The sequence below is a fragment of the Enterobacter sp. BWH52 genome, from assembly GCF_001037565.1.
In the GTDB taxonomy this organism is placed as follows: Bacteria; Pseudomonadota; Gammaproteobacteria; order Enterobacterales; family Enterobacteriaceae; genus Enterobacter; species Enterobacter hormaechei_C.
Genome location: NZ_KQ089855.1, coordinates 1 through 16,997 on the forward strand (window position 1 = coordinate 1; position 16,997 = coordinate 16,997).

At 55.9% G+C, this 16,997-nt stretch carries 14 protein-coding genes and 1 riboswitch; of the genes, 5 read left to right on the forward strand and 9 right to left on the reverse strand.

Features of this window, described 5'->3' with window-relative positions; genetic code table 11:
- Window positions 1-312: 312 nt before the first annotated feature.
- Together murI and btuB are read right to left on the reverse strand one after the other, a co-directional pair.
- Window positions 313-1,164 (reverse strand): glutamate racemase, encoded by an 852-nt coding sequence (murI, locus tag SK47_RS20790; protein ID WP_003862067.1) that lies wholly within the window; start codon window positions 1,162-1,164, stop codon window positions 313-315.
- The gene (gene btuB / locus SK47_RS20795) at window positions 1,109-2,959 is read right to left on the reverse strand and encodes a TonB-dependent vitamin B12 receptor BtuB (RefSeq protein ID WP_048210862.1); all 1,851 of its coding nucleotides are present in this window, start codon (window positions 2,957-2,959) and stop codon (window positions 1,109-1,111) included. Before btuB ends, murI begins: the two co-directional genes overlap by 56 nt.
- A 65-nt stretch (window positions 2,960-3,024) precedes the next feature.
- A riboswitch (cobalamin riboswitch) is annotated at window positions 3,025-3,201 on the reverse strand.
- 104 nt (window positions 3,202-3,305) lie between these two features.
- Here btuB and trmA point away from each other — a divergent pair.
- Entirely contained in the window at window positions 3,306-4,406 is a 1,101-nt protein-coding gene (trmA, locus tag SK47_RS20800; RefSeq protein ID WP_045343489.1) for a tRNA (uridine(54)-C5)-methyltransferase TrmA, read from the forward strand.
- Between the two features lie 55 nt (window positions 4,407-4,461).
- Here the strand turns inward: trmA and SK47_RS20805 are convergent, their stop codons facing one another.
- On the reverse strand, window positions 4,462-4,821 hold the full coding sequence (locus SK47_RS20805) for a YijD family membrane protein (protein ID WP_003862061.1): 360 nt from the start codon (window positions 4,819-4,821) through the stop codon (window positions 4,462-4,464).
- 9 nt (window positions 4,822-4,830) lie between these two features.
- A complete protein-coding gene (fabR, locus tag SK47_RS20810) occupies window positions 4,831-5,469 on the reverse strand; it encodes an HTH-type transcriptional repressor FabR (RefSeq protein WP_003862059.1) in 639 nt (212 codons plus the stop codon).
- A gap of 196 nt (window positions 5,470-5,665) precedes the next feature.
- Here fabR and sthA point away from each other — a divergent pair, with 196 nt between their 5' ends.
- Window positions 5,666-7,066, forward strand: coding sequence for a Si-specific NAD(P)(+) transhydrogenase (sthA, locus tag SK47_RS20815; RefSeq protein ID WP_003862057.1), 1,401 nt, complete (start codon window positions 5,666-5,668; stop codon window positions 7,064-7,066).
- Here sthA and oxyR read toward each other — a convergent pair.
- From oxyR to argC, 4 genes are all read right to left on the reverse strand, one after another.
- Window positions 7,049-7,966 (reverse strand): DNA-binding transcriptional regulator OxyR, encoded by a 918-nt coding sequence (gene oxyR, locus SK47_RS20820; RefSeq protein WP_008501786.1) that lies wholly within the window; start codon window positions 7,964-7,966, stop codon window positions 7,049-7,051. The two genes, sthA and oxyR, sit on opposite strands and share 18 nt — an antisense overlap.
- A 306-nt stretch (window positions 7,967-8,272) precedes the next feature.
- A complete protein-coding gene (argH, locus tag SK47_RS20825) occupies window positions 8,273-9,646 on the reverse strand; it encodes an argininosuccinate lyase (protein ID WP_003862053.1) in 1,374 nt (457 codons plus the stop codon).
- A 105-nt stretch (window positions 9,647-9,751) separates the two neighbouring features.
- Window positions 9,752-10,528, reverse strand: a complete 777-nt coding sequence (gene argB / locus SK47_RS20830; RefSeq protein WP_086527949.1) for an acetylglutamate kinase — start codon at window positions 10,526-10,528, stop codon at window positions 9,752-9,754.
- A 6-nt stretch (window positions 10,529-10,534) separates the two neighbouring features.
- A complete protein-coding gene (gene argC, locus SK47_RS20835; RefSeq protein WP_048245111.1) occupies window positions 10,535-11,539 on the reverse strand; it encodes an N-acetyl-gamma-glutamyl-phosphate reductase in 1,005 nt (334 codons plus the stop codon).
- Between the two features lie 88 nt (window positions 11,540-11,627).
- Between argC and argE the strand changes: the two genes are divergently transcribed.
- The 3 genes from argE to SK47_RS20850 all read left to right on the forward strand — a co-directional run bounded on the left by argE (window position 11,628) and on the right by SK47_RS20850 (window position 16,653).
- Window positions 11,628-12,779, forward strand: coding sequence for an acetylornithine deacetylase (gene argE / locus SK47_RS20840; RefSeq protein WP_003862050.1), 1,152 nt, complete (start codon window positions 11,628-11,630; stop codon window positions 12,777-12,779).
- A 271-nt stretch (window positions 12,780-13,050) separates the two neighbouring features.
- A complete protein-coding gene (gene ppc, locus SK47_RS20845; protein ID WP_017383108.1) occupies window positions 13,051-15,702 on the forward strand; it encodes a phosphoenolpyruvate carboxylase in 2,652 nt (883 codons plus the stop codon).
- 102 nt (window positions 15,703-15,804) lie between these two features.
- Complete coding sequence (locus tag SK47_RS20850; protein ID WP_045343486.1) at window positions 15,805-16,653, forward strand: helix-turn-helix transcriptional regulator; 849 nt, start codon at window positions 15,805-15,807, stop codon at window positions 16,651-16,653.
- Here the strand turns inward: SK47_RS20850 and SK47_RS20855 are convergent.
- Window positions 16,640-16,996: a PTS fructose-like transporter subunit IIB gene (locus SK47_RS20855; RefSeq protein ID WP_045343485.1), complete on the reverse strand. Its 357-nt coding sequence runs from the start codon at window positions 16,994-16,996 to the stop codon at window positions 16,640-16,642. The two genes, SK47_RS20850 and SK47_RS20855, sit on opposite strands and share 14 nt — an antisense overlap.
- Between the last annotated feature and the right edge of the window lies 1 nt (window position 16,997).

Sequence of the window (16,997 nt, forward strand, 5' to 3'; positions counted from 1 at the left end):
TCGTCCGAGGACGTTAAGAATCCATGTCACTTTGAGTGCCCACACAGATTGTCTGATAAATTGTTAAAGAGCAGTTGCAACGCGGCTTTCAGCACATCGTTGCGAGGTCCCGTATATTACGTTTTCCTCATTCAGAGTCAAGCAATTATTTTCACTTTTCTCTGTTGGTGTTCATCTCTGAACCCCGCTGCCCCGGCGGCTTGCAAGCCGTTGTTCCGTGTCAGTGGAGGCGCATTATAGGGAGTTCTCAGACGTTGACAACCCCTCTTTGAAAAAAAACGTTCAACCGTCTCTTTTTTGCTCAAAACCGTGCTACAGCGCCAGTTTTTCGAGCGTTTCAAAGCCATAACGACGTAAAACGGGCAAAAGTTGTTCAGTTTCTTTTGTTATCGCCATACAAAAAGCGATGTTCGCATCAGCGGATTTCGCATCCGGCGCCTCGTGTTCCAGCAGCCAGGCCGTCCGACGCGCAATCGCAGCACCGGAATCCACCAGCCGGGTCCCTTCAGGCAGAACCTTTAACAGCTCTTCCTGTAATAGCGGGAAATGGGTACAGCCGAGAACAACCGTATCCGGTGGTTCCTGCATCCGCAGCCATGGACGCAGAATACGACGCAGCTCTTCAAGCGATACCGTCTCGCCGTGCAGTTTCGCTTCCGCCATTTCCACCAGCTCCGCGGAGCCGAGCATGGCGATCTGGCATTCATTGGCAAAGCGCTCAATAAGCTCACGCGTATAAGGACGTTTTACCGTACCACGCGTAGCCAGCAACCCCACAATGCCGTTCGCCGTCAGACGCGCCGCAGGTTTGATTGCCGGAACAACGCCCACAACCGGGAACGGGAATTTTTCGCGCAGGGCAGGAAGAGAGACCGTGCTTGCCGTATTACAGGCAATGACCGCCAGCGCCAGGGGATAACGCTTTTGTACCGCGGTGACGATTTCAACCACACGCTCAACAATAAAGTCTTCACTCTTTTCCCCATACGGGAACGCGACGTTATCGAAGGCGTAGATGTAATGGAGATCCGGCAGGAGCTGCCGAATCTCATCATAGACCGAAAGCCCACCGACGCCGGAATCAAACACCAGCACGGTGGGACGCGGATCAGAAGGTGTAGCTGCCAGACAAGGTGTATTCCCGTCCTGCAGTTTGGTAGCCATAAACTGTCTCGTAATCTTTATCGAACAGGTTGGCTATTTTACCACGAACTGTGAGATGAGAGGTGACGGGATATGAAACCGCGACGTCCCACAGGCTGACGCCGCCCATTTTCACGCGTTCTGTTGCATAGGTATTCGGATCAACGGCAACGTCATAGCGAGTGCCCAGATAACGGTACGCCAGATTCCAGTCGAGATCCCACACCTGCCAGTCAAGCTGATACTTAACCTGCTGCTTTGAGCGACGTGCCAGGACTTCGTTGGTTTTCGCATTGCGCGGGTCAACGTAGTCATAGGAAATTTGGTGCCCTACCGGTCCGGTATCGAACTGCGCCGTCACCTCAATCCCTTTGATGCGAGCCTCATCCACGTTGTAATAACGGTAGGTCCGCGGGTCGCTGTTAATCAGGTTATCAATATCATTACGATAACCCGTCACGCGCCAGTTTACCGGCCCCGTCAGACCTTCAAAGCCGCCTTCCCACTGCTTACTCTCTTCTGGCTTCAGATCCGGATTACCGTAATCTTTACTGTGGATCTGGCTCATGGTCGGTGCTTTATACGCTGTACCGTAAGAACCGATGATGCGATACCCCTCGATGAACTCCCATGCGGCGCTGGTCTGCCAGGTGGCGTGATTGCCAAAATTAGAGTTATCGTCATTACGCGCCGCCGCTTCCAGCGTCACGCTGTTGAACTGCTGCATCGCCGAAAGGAACACGCCGGTATTACGTTGTTCGTAACCTTTTTCCAGATAGCCCGTACCCGCCTGGGTTTTCTGCTTCTGCCAGTCCAGACCCGCGCCGATATTGCCGTGCCCCACTTCAACCGTATTCAGCCACTGGGTGGTGTACTGCTTCACGTCATCCATGGTTGCGGAGTCAGCGTAGCGGCCTTTTTTCGGATCATAGTTCTGATCTTTGCTACGGCCATACCCTGCCACCAGCTGTGACTGGAAAATACCCTGGTTATAGCGCAACCCGGTGTCCCAGTTCTGGCTGTAAACCTGACGCGTGTCCGGCCGCCCATCAATGCCGGTCGCGCCATAGTGATCGTAACCGTCATACGCGGAGCGGTTATCGTAGCCAAAACCACGGACGAATCCGCTGACGCTGTCGGTAAACTGCTGCTCCACCGAGCCAAACAGCGATTTACTCATAAAACCATCGCGGTCTGGCTGGCGCGGGGCATCTTTTGCGGCAATATCAAAACCACGGGTATAGGTATAATCACCGGCCATGGTGATTTTGGTTTTATCGAACACCTGCTGGAAGGCACCGTTATAGTTTTGATACCCCTTTGAACCGACACCCGCAGAAATTTCCGCACCCGGCTTGTCGCGCCCGGTAATGATGTTAATCACACCGCCAATCGCGTCGGAGCCATACAGCGCCGAACGTGGGCCGCGAATGTACTCAATACGCTGAATCAGCGACGTCGGAATTTGGCTTAAATCGGGAACGTTGCTGATCCCGGCATTATTCAGAGGGATACCATCAATCAGTACCAGAACATGGCGGGATTCCGTACCGCGAATAAACGTTGAAGAGGTCGACCCCATCCCGCCGCTTTGTGCGATGTCCACACCCGGCAGGCGTGACATGATTTCCACAACACTCGTTGCCTGCCAGCGTTCAATATCCTCACGCGTCACGACGGAGGTCGGAGCCAGAACGGTTTTTGCTGGTTGTTCGAAACGGTTTGCTGTCACCACCAACGAGTCGGCGCTTTCCTGCGCCCAGCCCGAAAATGCCGTGACGGAAAACACCGTCAACAGCGATACTTTTTTAATCATTGTTAAAGCATCCACAATATAAGAAGGATGCCGCAGGCCTCACCGATAGCACGCGATGATGAAACCAAATGCGACGTGATCCCGGCAGGTCTTCGGGCTGGGTGGCGTTATACGGATGAAGACTTCCCATTTTCACAGTGTCTACAACTCTCATCCCGCCAGTCTTTACCGCTGCGCGTCAGCTCCAGATTTGCACTGGATTCCCTTTTCACTCTCAGGAGACCGGAAACAGAATGCTACAATTAGACACGTATAGATGTCCAGATAGCTATTAGCCATTAAATCTGGACATCCACTGCACAATCCCTACAATCCCCGCGTAATTCTTTATCACTCAGGACGCATCATGACCCCCGAACACCTCCCGACAGAACAGTACGACGCACAGCTGGCAGAAAAAGTTGTCCGCCTGCAAAGTATGATGACGCCTTTCAACGCGCCGGTTCCCGAGGTGTTTCGTTCTCCGGTCAGCCACTACCGTATGCGCGCTGAGTTCCGCATCTGGCACGATGGCGATGACCTGTACCACATCATTTTCGATCAGCAGACGAAATCCCGTATTCGCGTAGACAGTTTTCCGGCGGCGAGTGAGCTCATCAACCAGCTGATGACGCTGATGATCGACGGTGTGCGCAACAATCCGGTACTGCGCAACAAGCTGTTCCAGATTGACTACCTGACCACCCAAAGCAATCAGGCCATTGTTTCTCTGCTCTATCACAAAGCACTGACTGACGAGTGGCGCGAGCAGGCAGAAGCCCTGCGCGATGCGCTGCGCGCGCAGAATATCAACGTGCATCTGATTGGCCGCGCGACCAAAACCAAAATCATGCTGGACCAGGATTACATCGACGAGCGTCTGCCGGTGGCAGGAAAAGAGATGGTTTACCGTCAGGTGGAGAACAGCTTCACCCAGCCGAATGCCGCCATGAACGTGCAGATGCTGGAGTGGGCGTTGAAGGCGACGGAAGGGTCTAAGGGCGATCTGCTGGAACTCTACTGCGGTAACGGCAACTTCTCGCTGGCGCTGGCGCGTAACTTCGAACGCGTGCTGGCGACGGAAATCGCCAAACCGTCGGTGGCAGCCGCGCAGTACAACATCGCCGCTAACCATATTGATAACGTACAAATTATTCGTATGGCGGCAGAAGAGTTTACCCAGGCGATGAACGGCGTACGCGAGTTTAACCGCCTGCAAGGCATTGATTTGAAGAGCTACCAGTGTGAGACGATTTTTGTCGATCCGCCACGCAGCGGGCTGGACAGCGAAACCGAGAAGATGGTGCAGGCGTACCCGCGTATTTTGTACATCTCCTGTAACCCGGAGACGCTGTGCAAGAATCTGGAAACATTGAGCCAGACGCACAAGGTTGAACGTCTGGCGCTGTTCGATCAGTTCCCGTATACGCACCATATGGAGTGCGGTGTACTGCTCACGGCGAAGTAACTAGCCGGCGTTTTTGGCAGGTGGCGCTTCGCTTACCTGCCCTACTCAGACCTCATTACTCCGGCAACTCGCTCTTGCGGCTACGCATGCGAGAGCCAATCCAGAACACCAGCGCCACAGACAGTACCGCAGGCAGGAAGTTAGAGCCAATATCCGGATACTCCGCGCGCACCACCGTGCTATAAAGCAATACACCCAGAATAAAACAGGCTGCGGCCAGTCCCGGTAACCCAACTGGCATCGTGCGGTTCAGATAACGTTGATGCAGGCAGTACACCGTCAGCACCAGCGCGATAATCGGGAAAATCGAGAACGGTACAATTGAGCTGAAAACCGCCGCAAACGTACCATTAATGGATAAGCCAGCGATCAATGCCAGCAACAGCGTTCCTTTATCCTGACCTGACTGTTTCATTACTCACCTTCACTCATCGTTTTGATGTGCCAACTTCTCTTGTTCACGGCGATACCAGTAGTACGCGCCTTTAGAAATCATCCGCAGCTGCAATACCAGTCGCTCTTCGAGTTGCTTACGTTGTTCAATGCTGACATCCAGCGCTTCAGCACCCGCGCTGAACACAATCGTCACCATCGCCTCAGCCTGTGCTTCAGTAAACGCACGCGGCATATGGTTTTCGAGTTCAAGATAGTCGGCAAGTTCCGCGATGAAATGCTGAATTTCACGCGCGACGGCGGCACGAAACGCGGCTGACGTTCCGGAACGCTCACGCAACAGCAGGCGAAACGCGTTAGGGTTATTGCCGATAAATTCCATAAATGTCGACACGGAAGTGCGGATCACGCTGCCGCCCTTGGCGATACGCTGACGCGCCTGACGCATAAGCTGGCGCAGCATCAAACCGCTCTCGTCGACCATGGTCAGGCCCAGTTCATCCACATCACGGAAATGACGATAGAAGGACGTTGGCGCAATCCCGGCCTCGCGCGCCACTTCACGCAGGCTCAAACTGGCAAAACTCCGCTCAGCACTCAGTTGACTGAATGCGGCTTCCACCAGCGAACGCCGGGTTTTCTCTTTTTGTTGTGCTCTTACGCCCATCACGATAGTTGAATCCTTCCAAAGGCCCGTTGGCACTATACCAGAGAATAAAATTAATCTGTTTACCTGACTTTGTGAATGATTGTTTACGCGCGGTTTGTGCTCCACTGCCCGAAAAAAGCACAACGATAATTGGGTTACCCTGGCAATGATGTTATGATTCTGTTGCTTTTATGTATAAGAACAGGTAAGCCTTGCCATGCCACATTCCTACGATTACGACGCAATAGTTATTGGTTCCGGCCCCGGCGGCGAAGGTGCTGCTATGGGTCTGGTAAAACAGGGAGCCAGAGTAGCGGTTATTGAGCGCTACCATAATGTCGGCGGCGGTTGCACCCACTGGGGCACCATCCCTTCGAAAGCCCTCCGCCACGCCGTTAGCCGCATTATCGAATTTAACCAGAACCCTCTTTACAGCGACCACTCCCGACTTCTTCGCTCCTCCTTTGCCGATATCCTGAATCACGCAGACACGGTCATTAACCAGCAGACGCGCATGCGTCAGGGTTTCTATGAGCGCAACCACTGTGAAATTCTGCAAGGGAACGCGCATTTTGTGGATGAACACACCCTGGCGCTGGAGTGCCACGACGGTTCGGTTGAGACGCTCACCGCTGAAAAATTTGTGATCGCCTGCGGCTCCCGTCCTTACCATCCGGCAGACGTGGATTTCTCGCACCCGCGCATTTACGACAGCGACTCCATCCTCAGCCTGCACCACGAGCCACGCCATGTGATCATTTATGGTGCGGGGGTGATTGGCTGTGAATATGCGTCGATCTTCCGCGGAATGGAGGTCAAAGTTGATTTGATCAACACCCGAGACCGGCTGCTGGCGTTCCTCGATCAGGAGATGTCAGATTCCCTCTCCTACCACTTCTGGAACAGTGGCGTGGTGATTCGCCACAACGAAGAGTACGAGAAAATCGAAGGCTGCGATGACGGTGTGATCATGCACCTGAAATCCGGTAAGAAGCTGAAAGCCGACTGCCTGCTGTATGCCAACGGCCGTACCGGCAACACGGATTCATTGCAGCTGGAGAATATCGGGCTTGAAACCGACAGCCGCGGTCAGCTCAAGGTCAACAGCATGTACCAGACTGCGCTGCCGCACGTTTACGCGGTGGGCGACGTGATTGGTTACCCAAGCCTGGCCTCCGCCGCTTACGATCAGGGCCGCATCGCCGCACAGGCGCTGGTGAAAGGTGAAGCGACGGCGCATCTGATTGAAGATATCCCGACGGGGATCTACACCATTCCGGAAATCAGTTCTGTCGGCAAAACCGAGCAGCAGCTTACGGCCATGAAGGTGCCTTACGAGGTGGGTCGTGCCCAGTTTAAACATCTGGCGCGGGCGCAAATCGTGGGAATGAGCGTGGGTACACTGAAGATCCTGTTCCATCGCGAGACGAAAGAGATCCTCGGTATTCACTGCTTCGGTGAACGCGCGGCGGAAATCATTCATATCGGCCAGGCGATCATGGAGCAAAAAGGTGGTGGCAACACCATTGAGTACTTCGTTAACACCACCTTTAACTACCCGACCATGGCGGAAGCTTATCGGGTCGCTGCGCTGAACGGCTTAAACCGCCTGTTTTAACGCGCTGTCAAAATGGCCATCCATCGCACCGCGGATGGCCTCTGCCAGCTGCTCATAGCGGCTGCGCAGCGGTGACCCCGGACGATAAACCAGACCAATGGTGCGACGCGGCTCCGGCTTAATACACGGCAGATAGACCACGCCATCACGTTTACGCTCGTGCGGCACCGCCAGCGCCGGCAACAGCGTAATACCGCTTCCCGCCGCCACCATATTACGCAGCGTTTCCAGGCTGGTTGCGCGGAAATGGGTATCTTCATCGGCACCCGCTTCGAAGCAGAAGCCCATCGCCTGATCGCGCAGACAGTGGCCGTCTTCCAGCATCAGCAGTTTTTCACCGGCCAGATCGGCCATCGGTACGCGATCGCGGTTCGCCCACGGGTGATCTTCATAGATCGCCAGCATCATCGGCTCATCGAACAGCGGTACTTCAATAAACGCTTCACTCTCTTTAACAAGCGCCAGAATCGCACAGTCGAGCTTACCGCTGTCTAACTGCGCCAGCAGCTGATGGGTTTGCGCTTCATGCAGGTACATTTCGAGTTTCGGGAACGTCTGGTGCAGCATCGGAATGATGTGCGGCAACAGGTACGGGCCAACGGTTGGGATCAGGCCAATATGCAGCGGGCCGGACATCGCTTCCCCCTGCTGGCTTGCCATTTCCTTGAGCACTTTGACCTCGCGCAGTACGGTGCGCGCCTGATCCACCAGCAGCAGACCTGCCTGCGTGAACAGTACTTTACGACTGGTGCGCTCCAGCAGCATCACGCCCAGCTCATCTTCCAGCTTGCGGATCTGACCGCTCAGCGTTGGCTGGCTGACATGGCAGGAGTCTGCCGCGCGGCGAAAATGGCGATGCTCAGCTAACGCTACCAGGTATTCAAGATCACGAATATTCATTATTCATCCTCCGTCGCCACGATAGTTCATGGCGATAGATAGCATAGCAACGAACGATTATCCCTATCAAGCATTCTGTTGAATAATACATCACATAGACGAGGCGGCACGTGTTTGACCCTTGACGTCCCCGCACCGTCAGCGAGTTTCTCTCAAAACTCGAAAAAACTAAAGCCAACGTGAACTTTTGCGGACCCCGTGGTCCGCTTTTTTTTGCGTAAAAAAAAGCCCAGCACTAAGCCAGGCTCCGTTTTTCTCCCTCTCCCAGTGGGAGAGGGCCGGGGTGAGGGCACCAGCCCGCACGGTTTAAACCAACCGGTTTTTCGCATCCGCAATCGCCTGCGCTACCTGCTTCGGTGACACGCCGCCTTTCGCTGCACGCTTATCCAGGCAGGATTGCAGGGCCAGAATCGGGTAGACATCATCCCCGATAACCGCGCTGAATTTTTGCAGGTCGGCAAGCGCCAGCTCTTCAAGGGCTTTACCCTGACGAATCGCTTCCACTACCGCTTCACCCACAATATGGTGCGCCTCGCGGAACGGTACGCCTTTCGCCACCAGGTAGTCCGCCAGCTCGGTAGAGTTAGCATACCCCTGCTGCGCCGCTTCCTGGCAGCGCGGACGTTTCACCTGAATGCCGTCCAGCACCAGCGCGCCCATATGCAGACAGTCCAGCCAGGTGTCGAGCGCGTCGAACAGCCCCTCTTTGTCTTCCTGCATGTCTTTGTTGTACGCCAGCGGCAGCCCTTTCAGGGTCATCATCATACCGGTCAGCGCACCCTGCACGCGGCCACATTTCCCGCGGATCAGCTCCAGCGCGTCCGGGTTTTTCTTCTGCGGCATCAGGGAGGAGCCGGACGTCACACGGTCGGACAGCTCCACAAACCCGGCTTCGCCAGAGTTAAAGAAGATCAGGTCTTCGGCAAAGCGCGACAGGTGCACCATCCCGATAGACGCATTTGAGAGCAGTTCCAGCACGTGGTCACGGTCAGAGACGCTGTCCAGACTATTGCGGGTGGCGGAGGCAAAGCCCAGCCAGCCTGCCAGCTGCTCACGGTCAATTTCATAAGCCGTGCCGGCAAGCGCGCCGCTGCCCAGCGGGCTCACGTCCAGACGCTTTAAGGTATCCTGTAAACGGCTCTCATCACGCGCCAGCATCTCAACATAGGCCAGACACCAGTGCGCGAACGTCACCGGCTGCGCGCGTTGCAGGTGGGTATAACCCGGCATCACCGCGTCCTGATTGTTCTGCGCGGTGTCCACCAGCGCGCCCTGCAACTGACGATTCGCCGCCAGCAGTTCGCCGACGGTCTCTTTGCACCACAGCTTCAGGTCGGTCGCCACCTGGTCATTACGGCTACGCCCGGTATGGAGCTTTTTACCCAACTGGCCGACTTTGTCGATCAGTTTGCCTTCCACCCAGCTGTGAATATCTTCAGCATCGCTCTGGAGGATTTGCTGCGGATCCAGACGCACCTCTTCCAGCAGATTGTTCAGCGCCTCTTCCAGCTGCTGCTGTTCGTCTGCGGTCAGCACGCCAACGGTCACCAGCGCTTTGGACCAGGCCACAGAGCCGACAATATCCTGTTCGGCCAGGCGGTAGTCGAAGCGCAAAGAGTCGTTGAACTGTTTGAACCGCTGATCCGCTGCCTGTGTAAAACGCCCACCCCAAAGTGCCATAACGAATTTCCTTAATGATGATATTTTTGCCCGGTGGCGCTGCGCTTACCGGGCCTACAAAATTCACGTAGGCCGGATAAGCGAAGCGCCATCCGGCACAGAATCTTAAGCCAGAATACGCGTACCAATCGGCGTACCGTTAAACAGCGCCGGGAGTTGCTCCGCGTGCCGCCAGGAGGCGATATCCACCGGGCGACCCAACGTGCGGGCCGCATCCAGCGCCGCATTCACTTTAACAATCATGCCGTCGGTGATAATGCCTTGATCGATCAGCTGCTCGGCTTTTGCGGCGGTCATTTCCGCAATACGCTGGCCTTTGCCGTCCAGTATGCCGCTCACGTCGGAGAGCAGGATCAGGTCTGCGCCCAGCGTGGCCGCCAGCGCGGTTGCCGCCTGGTCAGCGTTAACGTTCATCAGCTCGCCCTCTTCGGTCACGCCGATTGAGCTCACCACCGGCAGAAAACCGCCTTCCAGCAGGGTGTTAATCAGCTTAGGCGAACCTGGCTGCGCCAGTCCAACATGGCCGAGCTCTTCGTCAAGCTGGGTCACTTTTACGCTGTCACCGTCGCCCAGACAGAGGCCAACGGAAGCGATATGGTGTTTCTTCGCCCATGCCAGCAGCGTTTTGTTCGCCGTGCCCGCCAGCGCGCCGGTAATGATGTCAATCTGGTCAGCAGGGGTGACGCGCAGGCCATTTTTCTTTTTCACCGGCAGGTTGAGCCCTTTCATCAGCTCATCCACCACACAGCCGCCGCCGTGCACAATCACCAGCGGACGTTGGTGTGATTCACGATAGTTCACCAGTGCGTTAAACAGGCGCTCCAGCGCTTCTTCGCTGTCCAGCAGTACACCACCGAGTTTGATAATTAATGGGTTCATCATCACACCTTAAATAAGAGCCTGCGTTTCAGGGAAGCCGAAACGAATATTTGCACACTGCATTGCCTGTGCGGCAGCGCCTTTGAGTAGGTTATCTTCTGCTGCCACCACGATGAGATGCTCACCCTGCACGGCAAAGCCGATATCGCAGAACGGCAGGCCAACCACGTTTTTCAACGCCGGCACGCCTTTGTCATACAGGCGCACCAGCGGTTTATCCGCATACGCCTGCGTGAAGACCTCGCTCACCTGTTCTTTGGCCACACCCGGCTTCAGGCGGCAGGTAATGGTTTCGAGGATCCCACGCGGGAAGCTGCCGAGGTGCGGGGTGAAAATCACGTCCGCGCCCAGATGGGTGGTGATTTCAGGGTGATGACGGTGATTAAACACGCCATACGGCTGAAGGCTCACTTCGCAGAAGCTGTTGGAGATCGCCGCTTTGCGCCCGGCGCCGCTCACGCCACTGGTGGCGTTGATCACCGGCCACTGGTTCAGATCCAGCAACCCGGCGTCGATCAGCGGCTTCAGGGAAAGCTGCGCCGCCGTCGGGTAGCATCCCGGAACGGCAATCAGGTTCGCTTCTTTCAGTTTATCTGCGCTCCACTCCGCCAGGCCGTACACCGCTTTTTCAAGCAGTTCCGGATGCTGGTGGGTGAAACCGTAATATTTTTCGTAGAACGCGCCGTCGTTAACGCGGAACGCGCCGGAGAGATCGAACACCACGCATCCGGCTGCCAGGAACTGCGGCGCCAGGTCGTGACTGACCTCGTGTGCGGTGGCTAAAAACACCACGTCAACGCCGTCGGTAAACTCGCTGATGTCAGACATGGGCTGCAAAGGCAAATCAACCACGCCCTTAAGTTGTGGATGCAAATCGGAAATTAACTTTCCGGCATCATTGCTTTGCGCTGACACGGTCAAAGCGGTTATGGTCATATGAGGGTGGCGATTTACGTAGCTTACAAGCTCTGCGCCCGCATAACCGCTAGCGCCTACAATCAGCGTATTCAACATCGGGTTCCTTTATGCTCAACGTTAATGTATTTTTATTCACATTTATTGCATGAATATTGATACTATCACGACCTAAGGTGTGTCAACAATGAAAATGAACTTACCGCCATTTATCGAGATTTACCGCGCCCTGATCGCCACACCCTCCATCAGCGCGACGGAAGAAGCCCTGGATCAGAGCAATGAGTCTTTAATCAATCTGCTGGCGGGTTGGTTTAGCGATCTTGGGTTTAACGTTGAGGTTCAGCCCGTCCCCGGAACACGTCACAAATTTAACCTGCTCGCCAGTACCGGACATGGCGCGGGCGGCCTGCTGCTGGCTGGGCACACTGACACCGTGCCGTTTGATGATGGCCGCTGGACGCGCGATCCGTTCACGCTGACCGAGCATGACAACAAGCTTTATGGTCTGGGCACCGCCGACATGAAAGGCTTCTTCGCCTTTATCCTCGACGCGCTGCGTGACGTGGACGTGACGAAGCTGAAAAAACCGCTCTACATTCTGGCGACCGCCGATGAAGAGACCAGCATGGCGGGCGCACGTTATTTCTCTGAAAACACATCGATTCGTCCTGACTGCGCGATCATCGGCGAACCGACCTCTCTGCAACCGATTCGGGCGCACAAAGGCCATATTTCTACCGCGGTGCGCGTACTGGGCCAGTCTGGCCACTCCAGCGATCCGGCGCGCGGCGTGAACGCCATTGAGCTGATGCATGACGCGATTGGCCGCATCATGACCCTGCGCGACGATCTGAAAGAGCGCTATCACTACGAGGCGTTCACCGTGCCTTACCCAACGCTTAACCTCGGCAGCCTGCACGGCGGTGATGCGTCCAACCGTATCTGCGCCTGCTGCGAACTGCATATGGATATCCGTCCTCTGCCGGGTATGACGCTGAGCGATCTGGATGGCTTACTGAACGAAGCGCTGGCACCGGTCAGCGAGCGCTGGCCGGGCCGTCTGACGGTCTCCGAACTGCATCCGCCGATTCCAGGCTACGAATGCCCGCCTGACCATCAGCTGGTTCAGGTAGTGGAAAAACTGCTCGGCGAGAAAACCGACGTGGTGAACTACTGCACCGAAGCGCCGTTTATTCAGACGCTGTGCCCGACGCTGGTTCTGGGCCCTGGCTCCATCAACCAGGCACACCAGCCGGACGAATATCTCGAAACCCGCTTCATCAAGCCCACCCGCGAACTCATTACCCAGGTTGTGCATCACTTCTGCTGGCATTAAAACCGCACCGAAAAGTCCCCTCTCTCTGTGGGAGAGGGTTAGGGTGAGGGCAACAAATCGCATGATCACCGTCACATTTCCATAAGCATCTCTTATCTGACGCAATGCGAATTAAATTTCGTAAATTGTCCGCATTTATTCGTCTGCTGAACCGTTTTCGCAGCAATTGACGACGGGGGTTTTACGTGGCTTTATAAAGGGAGATGACAAAATAATGTCCAGAAGATTTTCGCCTGGGCATAAACAAAAATGATGGGGTGACTGGGTTTTTATGAACGAACAATATTCCGCGTTGCGTAGTAATGTCAGTATGCTCGGCAAAGTGCTTGGAGATACCATCAAAGACGCACTGGGGGAGAACATCCTCGACCGCGTTGAAACCATCCGCAAGCTGTCCAAATCTTCCCGCGCCGGTAATGAGGCCAACCGTCAGGAGCTGCTTACCACCTTGCAGAACCTCTCCAACGATGAGCTGCTGCCCGTTGCCCGCGCCTTCAGCCAGTTCCTGAACCTGGCAAACACCGCTGAGCAATACCACAGCATTTCGCCAAAAGGCGAAGCGGCCAGCAACCCGGAAGTCATTGCCCGCACCCTTCGTAAACTCAAAGACCAGCCCGACCTCAACGAAGCGACCATCAAAAAAGCGGTGGAATCCCTTTCGCTGGAGCTGGTGCTGACCGCACACCCAACCGAAATCACCCGTCGTACGCTGATCCACAAAATGGTGGAAGTGAACAACTGTCTGAAGCAGTTGGATAACAAAGACATCGCCGACTACGAACGTAACCAGCTTATGCGCCGCCTGCGCCAGCTGATTGCCCAGTCCTGGCACACCGATGAAATTCGTAAGCATCGCCCAAGCCCGGTCGACGAAGCCAAGTGGGGCTTTGCGGTGGTGGAAAACAGCCTGTGGGAAGGGGTACCCAACTACCTGCGCGAGCTGAACGAACAGCTGGAAGAAAATCTGGGCTATCGCCTGCCGGTCGACTTTGTGCCGGTTCGCTTCACCTCCTGGATGGGCGGCGACCGCGACGGCAACCCGAACGTGACGGCGGAAATCACCCGTCACGTCCTGCTGCTGAGCCGCTGGAAAGCGACCGACCTGTTCCTGAAAGATATCCAGGTACTGATCTCCGAGCTGTCGATGGTGGAAGCGACGCCGGAACTGCGCGCGCTGGCCGGTGAAGAAGGCGCCAGCGAGCCGTACCGCTTCCTGATGAAAAAGCTGCGCGGTCAGCTGATGGCCACTCAGGCCTGGCTGGAAGCGCGCCTGAAAGGCCAGCGCCTGCCGAAGCCGGAAGGTCTGCTGAGCCAGAACGAACAGCTCTGGGAGCCTCTATACGCCTGCTATAAATCGCTCCAGGCTTGTGGGATGGGCATCATTGCCAACGGCGAACTGCTCGACACCCTGCGCCGCGTGAAGTGTTTCGGCGTGCCGCTGGTGCGTATCGACGTTCGTCAGGAAAGTACCCGTCATACCGAAGCGCTGGGCGAGCTGACCCGCTACCTCGGCATCGGCGACTATGAAAGCTGGTCAGAAGCCGACAAACAGGCGTTCCTGATCCGCGAGCTGAACTCCAAGCGCCCGCTGCTGCCGCGCAACTGGGAGCCAAGCAATGACACCCGCGAAGTGCTCAACACCTGTAAAGCGATCGTCGATGCGCCGAAAGGATCTGTGGCCGCCTACGTGATCTCCATGGCGAAGACCCCGTCCGACGTGCTGGGCGTTCACCTTCTACTGAAAGAAGCGGGCATTGACTATGCTCTGCCGGTAGCACCGCTGTTTGAGACTCTCGACGACCTGAACAACGCTAACGACGTGATGACCCAGCTGCTGAACATCGACTGGTATCGCGGCTTTATTCAGGGCAAACAGATGGTGATGATCGGCTATTCCGACTCCGCGAAAGATGCGGGGGTGATGGCAGCCTCCTGGGCGCAGTATCAGGCGCAGGATGCACTGATCAAAACCTGTGAGAAAGCCGGTATCGAGCTGACCCTGTTCCACGGACGCGGTGGCTCAATTGGTCGTGGCGGTGCGCCTGCACACGCGGCGCTGCTCTCTCAACCACCAGGAAGCCTGAAAGGCGGCCTGCGCGTGACCGAGCAGGGCGAGATGATCCGCTTCAAGTACGGCCTGCCGGAAGTGACCATCAGCAGCCTGTCGCTTTATACCAGCGCGATCCTCGAAGCCAACCTGCTGCCGCCGCCGGAGCCAAAAGAATCCTGGTGCCGGATTATGGACGAACTGTCTGACATCTCCTGCGATCTGTACCGCGGCTACGTGCGTGAAAACAAAGATTTTGTCCCTTACTTCCGCTCGGCCACGCCTGAACAGGAGCTGGGTAAACTGCCGCTGGGCTCGCGTCCTGCAAAGCGTCGCCCGACCGGTGGCGTTGAATCCCTGCGCGCCATTCCATGGATCTTCGCCTGGACGCAAAACCGCTTAATGCTGCCAGCCTGGCTGGGTGCCGGTGCGGCGCTGCAAAAAGTGGTGGAAGACGGTAAGCAGAGCGAACTGGAAACCATGTGCCGCGACTGGCCATTCTTCTCAACCCGTCTGGGAATGCTGGAGATGGTCTTCTCGAAGGCCGACCTGTGGCTGGCGGAATATTACGATCAGCGCCTGGTGAAGCCGGAGCTGTGGGCGCTGGGCAAAGAACTGCGCGAACTGCTGGAAGGCGACATCAAAGTGGTGCTGGACATCGCTAACGACTCCCACCTGATGGAAGACCTGCCGTGGATCGCCGAGTCTATCCAGCTGCGTAACATCTACACCGACCCGCTGAACGTTTTACAGGCAGAGCTGCTGCACCGTTCGCGTCTGGCGGAAGAGGAAGGTAAAGAGCCGGATCCACGCGTTGAACAGGCGCTGATGGTAACGATAGCAGGCGTTGCGGCAGGTATGCGTAACACCGGTTGATCGGTTTTGCCAGGTGGCGCTTACGCTTACCCGCCCTAAAATAGGCTTTTCGTAGGCCCGGCAAGCACCAGCGCCGCCGGGCAATACCCTGGTATCCACACCATGCACCACGACATTACCCAGATCCTGACTAACCTGATCAACGGCACAACGCCGCTGCGTCAGGTGCATTTTGCAAACTCCGCTACCTCCGCCCCCGAACTTGCCTTGCAGGTCGATTTTCCACGTCTGGAGATCGCGATCGAAGGTTCGATGAAAGACCAGGCTGGCTGCGTTTTACAGCAGGGTGATGTTTTATACGTCCCGGCTGGCGGCTGGAATAATCCACAATGGCAAGCACCCGCAACAACGCTGAGCATCCTGTTTGGCAAACAGCAGCTTGGGTTTAGCCTTTTGCACTGGAATGGTATAGACGTTCGAAACCTGACAAAGCAGCACGTTGCCCGCCGCGGTCCCCGTATTGGATCGCTACTCTTACAGACGCTTCATGAAATGCAGATGCAACCGCATGAGCAACAAACCGCGCGGCTGATTATTGCCAGCCTGCTTAGCCACTGCGTCGACCTGCTGGGTAGTCAGATCCAAACCGCCTCCCGCAGCCAGGCTTTGTTTGAAGCAATTCGGGTCTATATTGACGAACACTACGCCACTCCCCTTACCCGGGAATCCGTCGCGCAGGCGTTTTATATCTCCCCAAACTACCTGTCGCATCTGTTCCAGAAAACGGGCGCAGTGGGTTTCAATGAGTACCTGACGCACACCCGACTGGAACACGCGCGCCAGTTACTGAAAGGATATGATTTGAAAGTGAAAGAGGTGGCGCATGCCTGCGGATTTGTCGACAGCAACTATTTCTGCCGGTTGTTTCGTAAAAACACCGAGCGTTCGCCGTCAGAATACCGTCGCCAGTATCACAGCCAGCTCACCGGGAAGGTCATTAGTCCAGAATGACCTGAGTATGCTGCGGAGCGGCTAACATTTTACGCACCGCCCCCATCACCTTTTGTGGGTCGCGTAAAAAGGCGCTAATACCGCACTTCACGTAGCGCGCATGCTCGAAACGTTCGCTGCCCGCCAGTTCGATATCGGTAATGAGCAATACGACATCGGCTCGCCGTATGTCGTCTTCCGTAAGCTCGCACTCAACACCCAGCGCTCCCTGCGTCTCAATGTTAACGCTCCACTTCTCCTGCTGGCAGAGCTTTTCCAGACGTTCGGCAGCCATATAGGTATGTGCGACGCCACTGACACACGCGGTCACCGCCACCAGATGACGTCCCGTTATCACTGTCATG

Excerpts from the sequence above, each read along its gene's own strand:
- murI (WP_003862067.1), bottom strand. The coding sequence starts at position 1,164 with ATGGCTACCAAACTGCAGGACGGGAATACACCTTGTCTGGCAGCTACA.
- btuB (WP_048210862.1), bottom strand. The coding sequence starts at position 2,959 with ATGATTAAAAAAGTATCGCTGTTGACGGTGTTTTCCGTCACGGCATTT.
- trmA (WP_045343489.1), top strand. The coding sequence starts at position 3,306 with ATGACCCCCGAACACCTCCCGACAGAACAGTACGACGCACAGCTGGCA.
- SK47_RS20805 (WP_003862061.1), bottom strand. The coding sequence starts at position 4,821 with ATGAAACAGTCAGGTCAGGATAAAGGAACGCTGTTGCTGGCATTGATC.
- sthA (WP_003862057.1), top strand. The coding sequence starts at position 5,666 with ATGCCACATTCCTACGATTACGACGCAATAGTTATTGGTTCCGGCCCC.
- oxyR (WP_008501786.1), bottom strand. The coding sequence starts at position 7,966 with ATGAATATTCGTGATCTTGAATACCTGGTAGCGTTAGCTGAGCATCGC.
- argH (WP_003862053.1), bottom strand. The coding sequence starts at position 9,646 with ATGGCACTTTGGGGTGGGCGTTTTACACAGGCAGCGGATCAGCGGTTC.
- argB (WP_086527949.1), bottom strand. The coding sequence starts at position 10,528 with ATGATGAACCCATTAATTATCAAACTCGGTGGTGTACTGCTGGACAGC.
- argC (WP_048245111.1), bottom strand. The coding sequence starts at position 11,539 with ATGTTGAATACGCTGATTGTAGGCGCTAGCGGTTATGCGGGCGCAGAG.
- argE (WP_003862050.1), top strand. The coding sequence starts at position 11,628 with ATGAAAATGAACTTACCGCCATTTATCGAGATTTACCGCGCCCTGATC.
- ppc (WP_017383108.1), top strand. The coding sequence starts at position 13,051 with ATGAACGAACAATATTCCGCGTTGCGTAGTAATGTCAGTATGCTCGGC.
- SK47_RS20850 (WP_045343486.1), top strand. The coding sequence starts at position 15,805 with ATGCACCACGACATTACCCAGATCCTGACTAACCTGATCAACGGCACA.
- SK47_RS20855 (WP_045343485.1), bottom strand. The coding sequence starts at position 16,996 with ATGACAGTGATAACGGGACGTCATCTGGTGGCGGTGACCGCGTGTGTC.